Source organism: Streptomyces sp. 3-6 (assembly GCF_056323165.1).
In genome coordinates this window covers 24225-39124 of record NZ_JBWHZP010000022.1, presented here as the reverse complement: position 1 = coordinate 39124, position 14900 = coordinate 24225, and the positions used below count along the sequence as shown (strand labels likewise).

Sequence of the window (14900 nt, the reverse complement as noted above, 5' to 3'; positions counted from 1 at the left end):
CGGCGGACGGCGCGACCTCCGGACGGTGTCATTGCCGCAACCGTCATGACAGGACGAAGCGGTGCGCTTCCGGTGCCGGGCGGACCGGTGCCCAAGTTGGACACGGGACTCCTCGACTCACCCACCGGCACCCTGTTCATCGACGCGGCAGATCACTTGAATCGGCTTCGAACACTCTTCTGTACGGTGAAGAAGTCGGCGCTGGACCCCTCCGAGTCACGGGACTTCGTTCACCGCATGACGAAGGAGCTTTGATGAACTGGCGGAAGTCCACCTACTCCGGCGGCGGCGAAGGCAACACCTGCGTCGAGATCGCCGCCCTCACCACGCACATAGTCGTACGGGACTCCAAGGCTCCGGCCCGAGGCACCCTCTCCGTCCCCGCCCCTTCCTTCACGCGCTTCATCGAGTACCTGAAGCGTCACTCCTGACCGGGACCGGCGTGCCTGCTTCGCCGGCTCGGATGGTCTCCATCCGCGTGGAGTTCGAGAGGGGCCACGCCACGGTCCGGTCATCCCGCCTCGTTGCAGTACCTCGGAGCCCCGGTTCCCCGCCCGGACACCGGGCTGCGTGACTCGCCCACGGGTGTCGTCCTCTGCGATGCCCAAGCCCAACTCGCATGGCTCCGTACCCTGTTCGGGAAGGTCAGGAGCGCGGCACTGGATCCCGTGGCATCGCGGGACCTCATCCACCGGCTGGTGAAGGAGACGTGAGGCACACGATGGCCGAGGCCCTGAACTGGTGGAAGTCCACCTATTCGAGTGGCGGTGACGGCGACACCTGCGTCGAGATCGCGGAGGCGACCGCGCACCGTCGGATATGCGTACGCGACTTCAAGGCCCCCGCCCGGGGCGTGCTGTCCGTCCCCGTGTCCTCCTTCGCAGTGTTCATCGAGCACCTGAAGCATCACCCCTGACCGCGCACGACAGGTCCCGTCCGCGCACGGGAGCACATCGCCCTCCCCTGCCCGCACCCCCCTCATCCGAGCGCCCCCCTCACGCCGAGCCCTCCTCTGCTCACGACCGTCAGGCCGCTACCCGAACCCGCAGCGGCCGAGCACATCGGCGGACGGCCGCCCCCGGAGTGCGCAGCGGGCCGGGCACCGGAACACCGCGGCGACTGGAGTCCGTAGCGGGCGGGGCACCAGCGCACCGCGGCGACCGGAGTCCGTAAGGGCCGGGCACTGGCACACGGGAGGTGGGCGTTCTAAGGTCCCGGCATGATGGCTCAGCCCGACCTCGCGTTCGATCCGTGGGACCCGGCCTTCCTCGCCGACCCGTACCCCGCCTACGCCGAGCTGCGCGAACGGGGCCGGGTGCACTGGTTTGAGTCGACGAACCAGTGGCTCGTCCCGCACCACGCGGACGTGTCGGCGCTGCTGCGCGACCGCCGCCTGGGCCGGACCTACCTGCACCGCTTCACCCACGAGGAGTTCGGCCGGACCCCGCCCCCGCCCGAGCAGGAGCCGTTCCACACGCTCAACGACCACGGCATGCTCGACCTGGAGCCGCCGGACCACACCCGTATCCGGCGGCTGGTGTCGAAGGCGTTCACCCCGCGCACCGTGGAGCGGCTGAAGCCGTACGTGGAGGGTCTCGCGGCGGACCTGGTGACGGCGCTCGTCGACGCGGGCGGCGGCGACCTGCTGCGGGACGTGGCCGAGCCGCTGCCCGTCGCGGTGATCGCGGAGATGCTGGGCATCCCCGAGGCCGACCGGGCGCCGCTGCGTCCCTGGTCGGCGGACATCTGCGGGATGTACGAGCTGAACCCGTCCGGGGAGGCGGCCGAGAAGGCGGTGCGGGCGTCGGTGGAGTTCTCCGCCTACCTGCGGGATCTCATCGCCGAGCGCCGCAAGAACCCCGGTGAGGACCTGGTCTCGGGCCTGATCGCGGCCCACGACGAGGACGACCGCCTCACCGAGCAGGAGATGATCTCCACCTGCGTGCTGCTGCTGAACGCGGGCCACGAGGCCACCGTGAACTCCACGGTCAACGGCTGGTGGGCGCTGTTCCGCAACCCCGGCCAGCTCGCCGCCCTGCGCGCGGACCACTCCCTGGTCCCGCGGGCCGTCGAGGAGCTGATGCGCTACGACACCCCGCTCCAGCTGTTCGAGCGCTGGGTGCTGGACGAGATCGAGATCGACGGGCAGGTCATCCCCCGGGGAGCCGAGATCGCCATGCTGTTCGGCTCCGCCAACCATGACCCGGCCGTCTTCACCGACCCGGACCGCCTGGACCTCACCCGCGCCGACAACCCGCACATCTCCTTCAGCGCCGGCATCCACTACTGCATCGGTGCCCCGCTGGCCCGCATCGAGCTGGCCGCGTCGATGACGGCCCTGCTGGAGAAGGTCCCCGGTCTCCGCCTCGCGGCGGAACCGCAGCGCAAGCCGAACTTCGTGATCAGGGGGCTGGAGGGGCTGGTCGTGGAGGTGGGATAAAGGCCCGTCGGCACCGTCGGGCCCTCACGGCCACGCGCCGCCCCGCGCCCCGGTCACGGCGCCGCCGGCACCGTCAGCCCCCACGCCCCCTCCCGCACCTCCCACGTCCGGGTGCGGACCGGGCCCGAGACCACCGCGTCCGCGCGGTAGCGGAAGTGGGCGCCCGAGACGGTCACCGTGCGGCCCTCGGCGAGCAGCGGGGACGCCTCCGCGCCGACGGACAGCGGGTGCACCTCCACGCGGGCCCGGCCCGGGGCGGTGGGGGCGACCCACACGGCCTCCACCGGCTGGTGCAGGTCGACCAGGGTCACCCCGTCGACCTCCACCCGCAGCCGCGCGTGCCGCGCCTCGGGGACCGGCGCGGCGCGCGTCGGCAGGGCGGGGACCAGGGTCCGGACCAGGGAGTGGCAGGTCCGCAGCCAGGGATGACCGGTCTCGGCCGGGTGCCGCGCCGGCGCCCCGGCCGGCGGGATGCGCAGGCTGCCGAGGACCACGCCGTCGCTGTCGTCGACCAGCAGGTCCCGGCGCCGTTCGGCCCCCTCCAGGACGGCCCGCGCCGCGCCCACCGCGCCGGTCGGCACGCCCAGCGACCGGGCGAGGGACAGCGTGCCGCCCACCGGCACCAGGGACAGCACGCATCCGGCCAGTTCCCGGCGGCGGTGCAGCACGCTCACCGCCCGTATCAGGGCCCGGTCGTCACCGATCACCACCGGGCGCCGGGAGCCGCGCCGGGCCAGCGCCCGGGCGAACTCCTCCGGACCGTCCGGCAGGCACACCTTCGTGCTCACCGCACCGCCGCTGAGCACGTCTTTCGCGATCCGGACGGATTCGCCGTCCGTTCGCCGCGCGACCGGATCGATGACCACCAGGAGCTGATCGGACGTCGCGGAAGTCGCCACCTCGGCCATGCCTCGCTTCCTCGGGTAGCATCTTTGTGCAAGAGCCCCTTTGCGCTATTGCGCCAGGGGCTTCGTCTATTCCGGGGCACCCGGTCCGACGGTCGGCGGCCAACGATGGTCGCGGTGCACGTGGCGGAGAACCTCCGCGTACGCCCCTGACCCTGGACATGCCCCGCCCGGAAGGGGTGTACGCGCGTGCCCGCACTTGTGCTGCTCGGTGCTCAGTGGGGTGACGAGGGCAAGGGGAAGGCGACGGACCTGCTCGGTGGCTCCGTCGACTACGTGGTCCGCTATCAGGGCGGCAACAACGCCGGCCACACGGTGGTGGTGGGCGATCAGAAGTACGCCCTGCACCTCCTGCCGTCCGGAATCCTCTCCCCCGGCTGCACGCCGGTGATCGGCAACGGCGTCGTCGTCGACCCCTCGGTCCTGCTCTCCGAGCTGAGCGGGCTGAACGACCGCGGCGTCGACACCTCGAAGCTGCTGCTCAGCGGCAACGCCCACATCATCACGCCGTACAACGTGACGGTCGACAAGGTCACCGAGCGCTTCCTCGGCAAGCGCAAGATCGGGACCACCGGCCGCGGGATCGGCCCGACCTACGCCGACAAGATCAACCGGGTCGGCATCCGCGTCCAGGACCTGTACGACGAGTCGATCCTGACGCAGAAGGTCGAGGCGGCCCTCGACGTCAAGAACCAGATGCTCACCAAGCTCTACAACCGGCGCGCGATCGCCGTCGACCAGGTGGTCGGGGAGCTGCTGGGCTACGCGGACAAGCTGGCGCCGTACGTCGCCGACACCGTGCTGGTGCTGAACGAGGCGCTGGAGCAGGACAAGGTGGTCCTCTTCGAGGGCGGCCAGGGCACCCTGCTCGACATCGACCACGGCACGTACCCCTTCGTGACCTCCTCCAACCCGACCGCGGGCGGCGCCTGCACCGGCGCGGGCGTGGGGCCGACGAAGATCGGCCGGGTCATCGGCATCCTCAAGGCGTACACCACCCGGGTCGGCGCCGGACCGTTCCCGACGGAACTGTTCGACGAGGACGGCGAGGCGCTGCGCCGCATCGGCGGCGAGCGCGGTGTGACCACCGGCCGGGACCGCCGCTGCGGCTGGTTCGACGCAGTCATCGCCCGGTACGCCACCCGCGTCAACGGCCTCACCGACTTCTTCCTGACCAAGCTGGACGTCCTCACCGGCTGGGAGCAGATCCCGGTCTGCGTCGCCTACGAGATCGACGGCCGGCGCGTGGAGGAACTGCCGTACTCGCAGACCGACTTCCACCACGCGAAGCCCGTCTACGAGATGCTGCCGGGCTGGTCCGAGGACATCACCGGCGCGAAGTCCTTCTCCGACCTGCCGAAGAACGCGCAGGGCTACGTGAAGGCCCTGGAGGAGATGTCCGGCGCCCCGATCTCCGCGATCGGCGTGGGGCCGGGCCGCGACGAGACGATCCAGATCAACTCGTTCCTCTGAGTTCGTTCCTCTGGGTTCGTTCCTCTGAGTTCGTCTCTCTGAGTCCGCCCGCCCCGCGGGCCGGGGCACCCGACGGGACGGCCGGTGCGACCACCTCGCACCGGCCGTCCCGTCGTCCGTGGGGCGGGTGCCCCGGGGCGGAGGGCGTTTTATCGGGTGCACGGGAGACGGTTCGGTGTGATTACCTGCCCGGGTTCGGTGTTCGGCACCGAAGCGCCACGCGGGCGCCAGACGCCCGTCCGCGCTCCTCATTCCCGAGAAGAAAGAGCAGCCGTATGACGACGGCCCTCGTCCTGATGGATCTCCAAGTCGGCCTGCTGACCGGGGAGGGTGCGGTTCCCGAGGCGGATGCCCTGCTGGGACGGCTGCGCCCGCTCGCCGAGCGCGCACGGGCCCTCGGCATCCCGGTGATCCACGTGCAGGACGACGACCTCGGAGAGGTGGGCTCCGCGGAGTGGCTCATCGACCCCCGGCTCGGAGCGCGGGACGACGACCCGAGGGTGCGCAAGGCGGAGTGCGACGCCTTCCACGAGACCGAACTGGACGCACTGCTGCGCTCGCGCGGGGTGCGGCACCTGGTCGTCGCCGGCCTCACCACCGAACTGTGCGTCGACTCCACCTGCCGCAAGGCGGTGACGCTCGGCTACGACGTGACCCTGGTGTCCGACGGGCACTCGACGCCGTCCGACCACCTGCCGGTCGAGGCGATCATCGACCACCACCACCGCATCCTCGACGGCTACGGCGTCTACATCGACCGCCGCCCGTACGAGATCCGGCTCCAGCGGGCCGCCGAGGTCGACTTCGTCGCCCCCGAGGAGCCCGAGTTGGCTCCCGCCGACTCCGTCTGAGGGCCGGACGCCGGGGATGCCGACGGAGGCCCGCCCCCGCCGACTCCGCTTGAAGGCCGGACGTCGGCGACGCCGCCTGACGGCCGGCCCCCGCCTGCCGCGCCGACGTCGCGTGAGGGCCGCCCGCCGCCTGCCGCGCCGACGCCGTGTGAGGGCCGCCCGCCGCCTGCCGGGGCCGCCCCCGCGTCGTACCGGCCCGCAGCGGGCCGCCGGGCACGGCGAGGACCCCGCCCCTGAGGGCCCGCCCGCCCGGACCGGGCGCACCCGCGCCGCAGCGTCCCCTCATCGGGGACGGCGGAGGCCGGCCGGTGCCCGGCGGGCCGCGCCGTCGCGGGCGGCGTGGCGGACTCCCGCCGGCGTGCCTCAGCTGAAGACGATCATCGAGCCCTGCGCCAGGCTCCGGGTCGCCGCCGCGTGCAGGCCCAGCCAGACGTGGCGTTCGCGGGCGAAGGGGCTCGGGTCGTAGGGGGCGGGGACCGCCGGTTCCTCCAGCTCCGTCGGGCCGCGCGGGGGCTCGGGGGCCGCCGGGGGGTTGGCCGGATCGATGCCCAGCACGGGGGCCACGGACTCCAGTTCCCGCAGCAGGGCGTGCGAGGAGCCCAGCGGGCCGCCGCCCGCGAGGAGTTCGTCGCTGGAGAGCGGGTGCGGGAAGTCGACGGGGACGTAGGCGCCCGCGTGGTCGTAGTGCCAGACGAGGTGGGACTGCTGGGCCGTCGTCTCGAACATCTCCAGCAACTGCTCGTAGTCGCTGCCCAGTTCCCCCACCGGGGTGACGGGGAGACCGGACAGGTGGAGCAGGTGGGCGCGGCGCAGGAAGTGCAGCGCGTCGTAGTCGAAGCCCGCGACCGGGGCGACCTCGCCGGACAGCCCCGGCATGTACTGGTAGACCGGCACCGGTGGCAGCCCGCCGTCCGCGAGCACCCGGTTGTACTGCGCGAGTTCCTCGGCGAACGGATTGTCGGGCGTGTGGCACAGGACGTCGACGAGCGGTACCAGCCACAGATCACAGGCCAAAGAGGGCTCCTCGCGGATAGGACGACGGTCAGGGCTGTCGGGGCGGTCACAGCGGTCGCGCGGTCGCGGCGGTCACGGTGGCCGTGTTCGCGGCGGTCACCGCGAGCACCCGGTCCTCGAAGGGTAACGGCGCGGTGCGAGGAGAGGGTTTCCCCGTGCACCCCCTATACCCCGGCGTGCCCGGACGACGCGACCGGGGCCGCGGCAACCGCTCACCCGTCCGCCATGCGCTCGATCAGGGCGAGCGAATGGGCGTTGTAGGAGCCGATGATCGCGCGGGCCGTGTCGGTGTCGCGGTGCGACAGGGCGTCGACCAGTTCGGTGTGCCGGGCCCACAACTCGCCCCGCAGATCCGGCAGGCGCCGCAGGTGCTGGACCATGCCCACCCACGTCTGGACGCGCAGCCGGTGCAGGAAGTCGGTGAGGTACGGGTTGCCGAAGACCGCCGAGAGTTCGCGCCAGAACCGCAGGTCGTAGCCGATGAGGACGGTCAGGTCCCCGGCCAGGGCGGCCCGCCGGGCCTCCTCGCCGCGCCGCCGGACCGCGGCCAGCGCGGCGGACGTCCGGGGGTCGTCCGGCCGGTACCGGTCCGGGTGGTGGCGGACCAGGGCGTGGAACATGCCGTCGATGACCAGGCCGCGAGCCTCGATCATGCCGCGGAAGTCGGGGAGCGAGAACGCGTGCACGCGGAAACCCCGGTGGTGGTCGGCGTCGAGCAGACCCTGCGCGGACAGGTCGACCAGGGCCTCCCGCACGGGGGTCGCGGACACCCCGTACTGCTCGGCGATCTCCTTGACGGTGAACTCCCGTCCCGGCTGAAGCCGTCCGGCCAGCACCTCGTCCCGGAGCGCGTCGGCGATCTGCTGCCGCAGGGTGCTGCGGGTCACCGCGGCGTGGCCGCTGCTGCCGGGCATGGTCGGGGGCGCTCCCTCGTCGCGTTCGCGGGCCGTGCGGCCACCTGGGGTGCCCGCGGACACGGGGCGTCGTCGTGCGGACACCCGTGTGCCGTGCGGGCACGGTGCCGGACGGACACCTGTGTGCCGTGCGGGCACCTGTGTACTACGGGAGCGACACCTTACGCGTTCGGGCGGGGCATGCCTGTTCGAGAAAGCACATACGGGGCGGGAGAGGGGTGGGAGGGGCGGACGGGGAGGGGAGCGGACCCGACCGGGGTGGAGGAGAGACGCGGGAGGCGACCGGCCCCGCGGGCCCCGGCCTGCGCCGACCGCCCGCCGACGCGGCGCCCCGGGGCAGCCCGGCGGCCTGCGGTCCGTCTGCCCGAGGGCTACGGCCGCCTCCGGGGCGGACGGGAGGCTCCGGCCGCCTCCCGTCCGCCCCGGCGGGCCGGCTACGCCACGTACTCGTCCGCCACCGACAGCGCGGAGTCCAGCACCGCCAGGCCCTCCTTCAGCTCCGCCTCGGTGACGGTGCACGGCGGGACCACGTGGGTGCGGTTCATGTTCACGAAGGGCCACACCCCGCCCTCCTTCACCGCGGCGGCGAACGCGGCCATCGGGGCGTTCGCCTCACCGGCCGCGTTGTACGGGACCAGGGGCTCGCGGGTGTCCCGGTCGCGCACCAGCTCCAGGGCCCAGAACATGCCGGTGCCGCGCACGTCGCCCACGCTGGGGTGCCGTTCCGCCAGCTCCCGCAGGGCGGGTTCCAGGACGTCCGAGCCGAGGCGGGCCGCGTTCTCCACGACGCCCTCCTCCGCCATCACCCGGATCGTCGCGACGGCCGCCGCACAGGCCAGCGGGTGCCCGGAGTACGTCAGCCCGCCGGGGTAGGGCCGCTTGCCGAAGGTGTCGGCGATCGCCCCGGAGATGGCGACGCCGCCCAGCGGAACGTAACCGGAGTTCACGCCCTTGGCGAAGGTCAGCAGGTCGGGCACGACGTCGTACAGGTCGGCCGCGAACCACTCGCCGGTCCGGCCGAACCCGGCCATCACCTCGTCCAGCACGAAGACGATGCCGTACTTGTCGCACAGCTCCCGCACGCCCGCGAGGTAGCCGGCCGGCGGCATCATGATGCCCGCGGTGCCCGGGATCGTCTCCAGGATGATCGCGGCGATCGTCGACGGCCCCTCGAAGGCGATCGTCGTCTCCAGGTGCTCCAGCGCCCGCTCGCACTCCTGCTCCTCGGTCTCGGCGTAGAACCGGGAGCGGTAGAGGAAGGGCGCCCAGAAGTGCACGACACCGGCGGTCCCGTTGTCGGAGGCCCAGCGGCGCGGGTCACCGGTGAGGTTCACGGCCTGCTGGGTGCCGCCGTGGTAGGAGCGGTACGCGGACAGCACCTTGGGGCGGCCGGTGTGCAGCCGGGCCATGCGTATGGCGTGCTCGACGGCGTCGGCGCCGCCGTTGGTGAAGAAGATCTTGTCCAGGTCGCCGGGGGTCCGCTCGGCGATCAGCCGTGCCGCCTCCGAACGCGCCTCGACGGCGAAGGCGGGGGCGAACGTCGCCAGCCGCCCGGCCTGCTCCTGGATCGCCGCGACCACCTTGGGATGCTGGTAGCCGATGTTGGTGTAGACGAGCGCGCTGGCGAAGTCGAGATAGCGCCGGCCGTCGTAGTCCCAGAAGTACGACCCCTGCGCCCCGGCGACGGCGAGCGGGTCGATGAGCTCCTGCGCGGACCAGGAGTGGAACACATGGGCACGGTCGGCGGCCTTCACTGCGGCGCCGGCCTCGGGGTTCGGCTGAGCGGTCATGCCGCCGAGGGTAGGCGGCCCGCGGCCCGGGCGACATCGGCGGCCTGTCTGCGCTCGGAGGCTTTCCACGACAGGTTGTCGACTGCCCCCGGCCGGTACCGGCTGCTCCCTGCCCCTGGCTCCCTGCCCTCGCCTCCCGACTCCCGACGCCCGGCTCCCGGCTCCCTGCTCCCGCCTCCCGGCCGTCGAGCTCTGACTCCCGACTGCCGGCTCCCGGCCTCGCCGCCCCCGAAGCGGCGGGCCGCCGGGCCCGGGGCGCGGGCCGGCGGGGGAGGTGAGTGGGTCGGGCCGGCGGGCCCGGTGCACGGCCCGGCGGACACGGTTCCTGTTACGGAACCGTAGAGGTCGTCAGCCGGTCCTCATACGTCCCCCGGACTATCCTCATGATGTTGCTCACTGGGGGGAAGGCGGCGCGACGATGGAGAAGCTCGGTCCCGGGGACCCGCCGAGGATCGGCGCGTACCGGCTGCTCGCACGGCTCGGCGCGGGCGGCATGGGATTCGTCTACCTGGCCCGCTCCGACCGCGGGCGCACCGTCGCCGTGAAGCTGGTGCGCGAGGAACTGGCCCAGCAGGAGGAGTTCCGGGCGCGTTTCCGGCAGGAGGTGCAGGCGGCGCGGCAGGTCGGCGGGGCGTGGACCGCTCCGGTGCTGGACGCGGACACCGAGGCGCCGGTGCCCTGGGTCGCCACCGGGTACGTCGCCGGGCCCAGCCTCCAGCAGGTCGTCGGCCACCACCACGGGGCGCTGCCCGAGCGGTCGGTCCGCATCCTCGCCGCCGGTCTCGCCCACGCGCTGAAGGACATCCACGCCGCGGGCATCGTGCACCGCGACCTCAAGCCGTCCAACGTGCTCGTCACCATCGACGGGCCGCGGGTCATCGACTTCGGCATCGCGCGGGCCCTGGAGACGGTGACCGACGGCGGGCTCACCCGCACCGGCGCGCTGGTCGGATCGCCCGGCTTCATGGCGCCCGAGCAGGTGCGCGGCGACCGCATCACGCCCGCGTGCGACGTGTTCTGCCTCGGCTCGGTGCTCGCCTACGCGGCCACCGGCGAGCTGCCCTTCGGCACCGCCAACAGCGGGGTGCACGCCCTGATGTTCCGCATCGCGCAGGAGGAGCCGAACCTCGACGCCGTGCCCGAGGGCGTCGCCGACCTCGTCCGCGACTGCCTGAAGAAGGACCCCGCCGCGCGGCCCACGCTCGACGAGATCCTGCGGCGCACCGGAGCCGGGGACACCGTCACCGACGGCCGGTCCCGCGACCCCTGGCTGCCGGGCGCCCTGGTCGCCCAGCTCGGCCGCCACGCCGTCCAGCTCCTCGACACGGAGAACCCGGAGGGGCCCGACGGCCAGGACGGGCCGGGCGGGACCGGCGGACCGGGCGAGGCGCCCGGCCCGGGAGCACCGGCGGCACCGACAGCCCCGGAAGGCCCGGCCGCGACGCCCGCCGGGGCGCACGGGCCCGCGGCGCGTGCGCTGCCGGCGCCCGCCGCCACGCCCGAGCACGCCCCCGCCACCGACGACCCGGGCGGCCCCGTGGGCCCCGCGGCCGGCGGCGCCCCGCCCGCCCCCGGCCGGCCGGGCGACGGCGCTGCGCTGAACCACCTGCCCACCCTCGTCGCGGGACAGCAGGCCGCCCCACCCCCCGCACCGGGCACCCCGGCCCTCCCCGCCGGCCCGCAGAACCCGTCGGGGTACGGCCATCCCCAGCAGCACCCGGGCTACGGCTACCCCTACAACGGCTACGGCGGCGGAGCCACCCCGCCCTACGGGCCGCCCCCGTTCACCGGGACCCCGCCGTACGGCCCGCCCCAGGACCCGCGGCGCACCGCACGGTCCAACGCGCTGCTCGTGGTCATCGCCCTGGTCGTCGCGCTGGCCGCGGGCGGCACCGTGTACGCGCTGATGAGCAACGGCGGCGACAAGACCGCGGGCGGCGACTCCTCCGCCTCGCCGTCCGCGTCCGGCGAGGCCACCACCGAGGGCGACGGGGGGAACACCGGGACCCCGTCCGACGACAAGCGGCCCGGCACGGACGACCCGGAGACCACGTCCCCGCCCGACGGCACCGTCCCGGCCGAGTACCTGGGCAGCTGGTCCACGACCATCGACAACGCGAGCGGGGTGCACACCCGCCGGCTGACCCTCCAGCAGGGCGAGGTCGGCGAGACGGTCATGTCCCTCCTCGCCGAGGGCCCCACGGGCAACGGCACCTACCGCTGCGTGTTCGAGGCCCGGCTGTCCTCGGCGTCCGCTGCCGGCGGGCTGGAACTCGGCCCGTCGAGCGTCACCAGCGGCCGGCCGCGCAGCGCCTGCACCCCGGGCGCCGCGACCCAGGTCCGGCTGCTGCCCGGCGGGACCCTCCAGCGCGTGAACACCAGCAGCGGCGAACAGCTCACCTACACCCGGGACTGAGCCCCGGGCAGGCACGGGGGAGGGACGGAGCGGGGCCGGTCACCCGTTCCGGCGGCAGCCTTCCTTCCCCGTTCCGGCGACAGCCCGCGTCGCGTCACAGCCCGCGTCGCGGGCACGGCCGCCGTCCCCTCCGTGCCACGGCAGCCGCCCCGTCCCCGCCCCCCTCGCGTTCCCGAGCGCGGCCCGCGAACCTCCGCAGCGTGGCTGACGGGTCCCCTCTCCCCGCAGCGCGACCGACGACACCGCGTCCTCCCGCAGCCCGCCGCGCGCGACCCACTGCCCACGACGACGGACGCGCCCCACGCCCCACCACGCGCGACGCGCCCCCACGCGCGACGCGGCCCACGACCCACGACGCGGCCCGCCCCGCCGGACCCGTGACTCACCGCGGTTCGGGCGGGCGCTGCCTCGGCATGTTCGGGCGGGCGGAGCCGGGCGGGGCGGCGAACCGGCCGTGCGGGGGGACGACCGGGTCGGGACGGCTGCCGCCGGGCATGGCTCCCTGGAGGCCCAGCGGAGCACCCCCGGTGCGGAACTCCACCATCCAGTCCGCCGTCTCCACCCGCACCAGCTCCGCGACGTCCTCGGAGAACCGCCGCAGCACCGACAGGCACCGCTCCGCCGCCTCGCCGGCCGTGCCGTCCGCCGGACCCAGCACCTCGCGCACGCACTCCGACGCCCAGTCGAACTGGAGGGCCTGCAGGCGGCGCTGCACCGCCTGGGCCGTCGCCAGGTCCCGCATCCAGCCGGAGGTCACCCCGAAGTACCGGTCCCCGGCCACGCAGGCCACCGCCAGCAGCAGGGCCAGGTACCCCCAGGCGGCGACCCCGCCCAGCGCGCCCGCCAGGTCCAGCAGCGGCAGCGCCGCCCCGGTCACCGCGCCCACCGCGGCCCCGCCGCGCAGCGCCTGACCGCAGCGCCGCTTCCACACCCGGTCCGTGAGGTACCAGGCGGCCGTGTCGAGCGCCCCGCGCTCCACCCACCGGTACAACTCGTCCAGCCGGGCCGCCGGTTCGCCCCAGTCGCCGAGCGGGAACACCCGTCCGGTCAGATCATCCGGCCGCGGTGCGGCCCCCTCGCCGTGCCGGTCCTGAGGCCGTCCCTCGGGCTGCATCTCCGGCTGACCCACCCGGTACTCCCTACTGACCGTGACTGATCCGCGACCTGCCGGACCCTTCCTACCGCCCAATGGGTGGCCCGGTGGCGGGTTCGGCGCCTTTTCCGCCCGATGGAGGGCCGTGATCAGGTATAGGCGCTCCGCGGGACTCACTCGAAAGAGTGCTGGGGCGACGGCTGCCCCGACCACGTAGGCTCGTGCCGAACGGCAAGAACGCCCGGACGGCACGTCGAACCCGACGGCCCGACGCACCGATCAAGGAGCTGAATCGTGATCCCCGGTGGTGGCCAGCCCAACATGCAGCAGCTGCTGCAGCAGGCCCAGAAGATGCAGCAGGACCTGGCCAAGGCCCAGGAGGAACTGGCGCGCACGGAGGTCGAGGGCCAGGCGGGCGGCGGGCTGGTGCAGGCCACCGTCACCGGCTCCGGCGAACTGCGCGCCCTGCGGATCGACCCGAAGGCGGTGGACCCCGAGGACACCGAGACCCTGGCCGACCTGATCCTCGCGGCCGTCCAGGCGGCCAACGAGAACGCCCAGAACCTGCAGCAGCAGAAGCTGGGCCCGCTGGCCCAGGGACTGGGCGGCGGCGGCATCCCCGGACTGCCCTTCTAAGACAGCCCGCGGACCTCTACGGTACCTAGTGACGTGACCTCAGGAAGGACGGCAGTCCGTTGTACGAAGGCGTGGTTCAGGACCTCATCGACGAACTGGGCAGGCTGCCCGGCGTCGGTCCCAAGAGCGCCCAGCGGATCGCCTTCCACATCCTCCAGGCCGAGCCGACCGACGTCCGCCGTCTCGCCCACGCGCTGATGGAGGTCAAGGCGAAGGTCCGGTTCTGCGCCACCTGCGGCAACGTGGCGCAGGAGGAGCTCTGCGGCATCTGCCGCGACAGCCGCCGCGACCCCGCGGTGATCTGCGTGGTGGAGGAGCCCAAGGACGTCGTGGCCATCGAGCGCACCCGCGAGTTCCGGGGGCGCTACCACGTGCTGGGCGGCGCGATCAGCCCGATCGACGGGGTGGGTCCGGACGACCTGCGGATCAGGGAACTCCTGGCGCGGCTGGCCGACGGCACGGTCACCGAGCTGATCCTGGCCACGGACCCCAACCTGGAGGGCGAGGCCACGGCGACGTACCTCGCCCGGATGATCAAGCCCATGGGCCTGAAGGTCACCCGCCTGGCCAGCGGCCTCCCGGTGGGCGGAGACCTGGAATACGCGGACGAGGTCACCCTCGGCCGCGCCTTCGAGGGGAGACGACTCCTAGATGTCTGATGCCACGCTCCACGCCACCGACCAGGACCCCGACGACTTCGCGGTGCAGATCGCGGACCAGATCGAGAGCTTCCTGGTCGCCGTCACCGAGGTCGCGAAGGGCGACGAGCCGGACTCGGCGGTGCCCTTCCTGCTCCTGCAGGTCTCCCAGCTGATGCTGGCCGGCGGCCGGCTCGGCGCGCACGAGGACATCGTCCCCGACGAGCGCTACGAGCCGGACCCGGGTCCGGAGCCGGACGTGGACGACCTGCGCGAGAACCTCGCGCGGCTGCTGGAGCCCGTCGACGTCTACTCCGAGGTCTTCGACCCCTACGAACCCCGCACGGCGCCGGTGCCCGCCCGGATCTCCGACGATCTCACCGACGTCATCACCGACCTGCGCCACGGCATGGTCCACTACCGGGCCGGCCGCACCACCGAGGCCCTGTGGTGGTGGCAGTTCTCCTACTTCTCCAACTGGGGCTCCACGGCGTCCGCCACCCTGCGCGCCCTGCAGTCGGTGGTCGCCCACGTCCGCCTCAACCAGCCGCTCGCCGCGCTCGACGGCCTCGACACCGACCAGGGCCTGGGCGACGAGACCCTGGAGTTCGAGGCGGGCAAGGTGATGGCGGAGGAGATCGCCGCCCCCCTGGGCCTGCGCTCACCCGTCACCTAGACCGCACCCGGGCCCCGTCGTCAGCCGGGCACGGACCGGCCGGGCGCGCGGGCC

Annotated in this window: 15 protein-coding genes; 10 read left to right on the top strand and 5 right to left on the bottom strand. The window is 73.6% G+C overall.

The genetic code is table 11. The features are described 5' to 3' along the window. The first annotated feature begins 45 nt into the window (after window positions 1-45). The 4 genes from AC02VZ_RS23050 (at window position 46) to AC02VZ_RS23035 (ending at window position 2440) form a co-directional block, all read left to right on the top strand. Window positions 46-255 carry a Scr1 family TA system antitoxin-like transcriptional regulator gene (locus AC02VZ_RS23050; RefSeq protein WP_432054587.1) on the top strand — a complete coding sequence of 70 codons (210 nt, stop codon included), beginning with the start codon at window positions 46-48 and terminating at the stop codon, window positions 253-255. Further along, complete coding sequence (locus AC02VZ_RS23045) at window positions 255-431, top strand: DUF397 domain-containing protein (protein ID WP_432054586.1); 177 nt, start codon at window positions 255-257, stop codon at window positions 429-431. Before AC02VZ_RS23050 ends, AC02VZ_RS23045 begins: the two co-directional genes overlap by 1 nt. 278 nt (window positions 432-709) lie before the next feature. After that, the gene (locus AC02VZ_RS23040) at window positions 710-916 is read left to right on the top strand and encodes a DUF397 domain-containing protein (RefSeq protein WP_476476276.1); all 207 of its coding nucleotides are present in this window, start codon (window positions 710-712) and stop codon (window positions 914-916) included. A 303-nt stretch (window positions 917-1219) separates the two neighbouring features. Further along, window positions 1220-2440 (top strand): cytochrome P450, encoded by a 1221-nt coding sequence (locus AC02VZ_RS23035; RefSeq protein WP_476476275.1) that lies wholly within the window; start codon window positions 1220-1222, stop codon window positions 2438-2440. A gap of 53 nt (window positions 2441-2493) precedes the next feature. Here the strand turns inward: AC02VZ_RS23035 and AC02VZ_RS23030 are convergent, their stop codons facing one another. Next, window positions 2494-3348: a diacylglycerol kinase gene (locus AC02VZ_RS23030; protein ID WP_432054584.1), complete on the bottom strand. Its 855-nt coding sequence runs from the start codon at window positions 3346-3348 to the stop codon at window positions 2494-2496. Window positions 3349-3534: 186 nt separating this feature from the next. Between AC02VZ_RS23030 and AC02VZ_RS23025 the strand changes: the two genes are divergently transcribed. Then, window positions 3535-4818, top strand: coding sequence for an adenylosuccinate synthase (locus tag AC02VZ_RS23025; protein ID WP_432054583.1), 1284 nt, complete (start codon window positions 3535-3537; stop codon window positions 4816-4818). A 275-nt stretch (window positions 4819-5093) separates the two neighbouring features. After that, on the top strand, window positions 5094-5669 hold the full coding sequence (locus AC02VZ_RS23020; protein ID WP_432054582.1) for a cysteine hydrolase family protein: 576 nt from the start codon (window positions 5094-5096) through the stop codon (window positions 5667-5669). 363 nt (window positions 5670-6032) lie between these two features. Here the strand turns inward: AC02VZ_RS23020 and AC02VZ_RS23015 are convergent, their stop codons facing one another. The 3 genes from AC02VZ_RS23015 to AC02VZ_RS23005 all read right to left on the bottom strand — a co-directional run bounded on the left by AC02VZ_RS23015 (window position 6033) and on the right by AC02VZ_RS23005 (window position 9387). Continuing rightward, the gene (locus AC02VZ_RS23015; protein WP_362098329.1) at window positions 6033-6683 is read right to left on the bottom strand and encodes a hypothetical protein; all 651 of its coding nucleotides are present in this window, start codon (window positions 6681-6683) and stop codon (window positions 6033-6035) included. A 212-nt stretch (window positions 6684-6895) separates the two neighbouring features. Beyond that, complete coding sequence (locus tag AC02VZ_RS23010) at window positions 6896-7597, bottom strand: GntR family transcriptional regulator (RefSeq protein ID WP_476476274.1); 702 nt, start codon at window positions 7595-7597, stop codon at window positions 6896-6898. Window positions 7598-8031: 434 nt separating this feature from the next. Continuing rightward, window positions 8032-9387, bottom strand: coding sequence for an aminotransferase class III-fold pyridoxal phosphate-dependent enzyme (locus AC02VZ_RS23005; RefSeq protein ID WP_476476273.1), 1356 nt, complete (start codon window positions 9385-9387; stop codon window positions 8032-8034). A 418-nt stretch (window positions 9388-9805) separates the two neighbouring features. Between AC02VZ_RS23005 and AC02VZ_RS23000 the strand changes: the two genes are divergently transcribed. Next, window positions 9806-11803: a serine/threonine-protein kinase gene (locus AC02VZ_RS23000; protein ID WP_476476272.1), complete on the top strand. Its 1998-nt coding sequence runs from the start codon at window positions 9806-9808 to the stop codon at window positions 11801-11803. A gap of 382 nt (window positions 11804-12185) precedes the next feature. Here the strand turns inward: AC02VZ_RS23000 and AC02VZ_RS22995 are convergent, their stop codons facing one another. Then, window positions 12186-12932 carry an SLATT domain-containing protein gene (locus AC02VZ_RS22995; protein WP_432054578.1) on the bottom strand — a complete coding sequence of 249 codons (747 nt, stop codon included), beginning with the start codon at window positions 12930-12932 and terminating at the stop codon, window positions 12186-12188. Between the two features lie 258 nt (window positions 12933-13190). On the opposite strand from AC02VZ_RS22995, the gene AC02VZ_RS22990 reads away from it, so the two are divergent. From AC02VZ_RS22990 to AC02VZ_RS22980, 3 genes are read left to right on the top strand one after another with little or no spacing between them, the layout of a single operon-like run. Further along, window positions 13191-13532, top strand: coding sequence for a YbaB/EbfC family nucleoid-associated protein (locus tag AC02VZ_RS22990; protein ID WP_432054577.1), 342 nt, complete (start codon window positions 13191-13193; stop codon window positions 13530-13532). 59 nt (window positions 13533-13591) lie between these two features. Further along, window positions 13592-14191, top strand: coding sequence for a recombination mediator RecR (gene recR / locus AC02VZ_RS22985; protein WP_432054576.1), 600 nt, complete (start codon window positions 13592-13594; stop codon window positions 14189-14191). Then, window positions 14184-14846, top strand: coding sequence for a DUF5063 domain-containing protein (locus tag AC02VZ_RS22980; RefSeq protein WP_432054575.1), 663 nt, complete (start codon window positions 14184-14186; stop codon window positions 14844-14846). Before recR ends, AC02VZ_RS22980 begins: the two co-directional genes overlap by 8 nt. The last annotated feature ends 54 nt before the right edge of the window (window positions 14847-14900 follow it).

Bases quoted from the DNA above. Each gene is read 5' to 3' on its own strand.
- AC02VZ_RS23050 (WP_432054587.1), top strand. From the start codon at position 46: ATGACAGGACGAAGCGGTGCGCTTCCGGTGCCGGGCGGACCGGTGCCC.
- AC02VZ_RS23045 (WP_432054586.1), top strand. From the start codon at position 255: ATGAACTGGCGGAAGTCCACCTACTCCGGCGGCGGCGAAGGCAACACC.
- AC02VZ_RS23035 (WP_476476275.1), top strand. From the start codon at position 1,220: ATGATGGCTCAGCCCGACCTCGCGTTCGATCCGTGGGACCCGGCCTTC.
- AC02VZ_RS23030 (WP_432054584.1), bottom strand. From the start codon at position 3,348: ATGGCCGAGGTGGCGACTTCCGCGACGTCCGATCAGCTCCTGGTGGTC.
- AC02VZ_RS23020 (WP_432054582.1), top strand. From the start codon at position 5,094: ATGACGACGGCCCTCGTCCTGATGGATCTCCAAGTCGGCCTGCTGACC.
- AC02VZ_RS23010 (WP_476476274.1), bottom strand. From the start codon at position 7,597: ATGCCCGGCAGCAGCGGCCACGCCGCGGTGACCCGCAGCACCCTGCGG.
- AC02VZ_RS23005 (WP_476476273.1), bottom strand. From the start codon at position 9,387: ATGACCGCTCAGCCGAACCCCGAGGCCGGCGCCGCAGTGAAGGCCGCC.
- AC02VZ_RS23000 (WP_476476272.1), top strand. From the start codon at position 9,806: ATGGAGAAGCTCGGTCCCGGGGACCCGCCGAGGATCGGCGCGTACCGG.
- AC02VZ_RS22980 (WP_432054575.1), top strand. From the start codon at position 14,184: ATGTCTGATGCCACGCTCCACGCCACCGACCAGGACCCCGACGACTTC.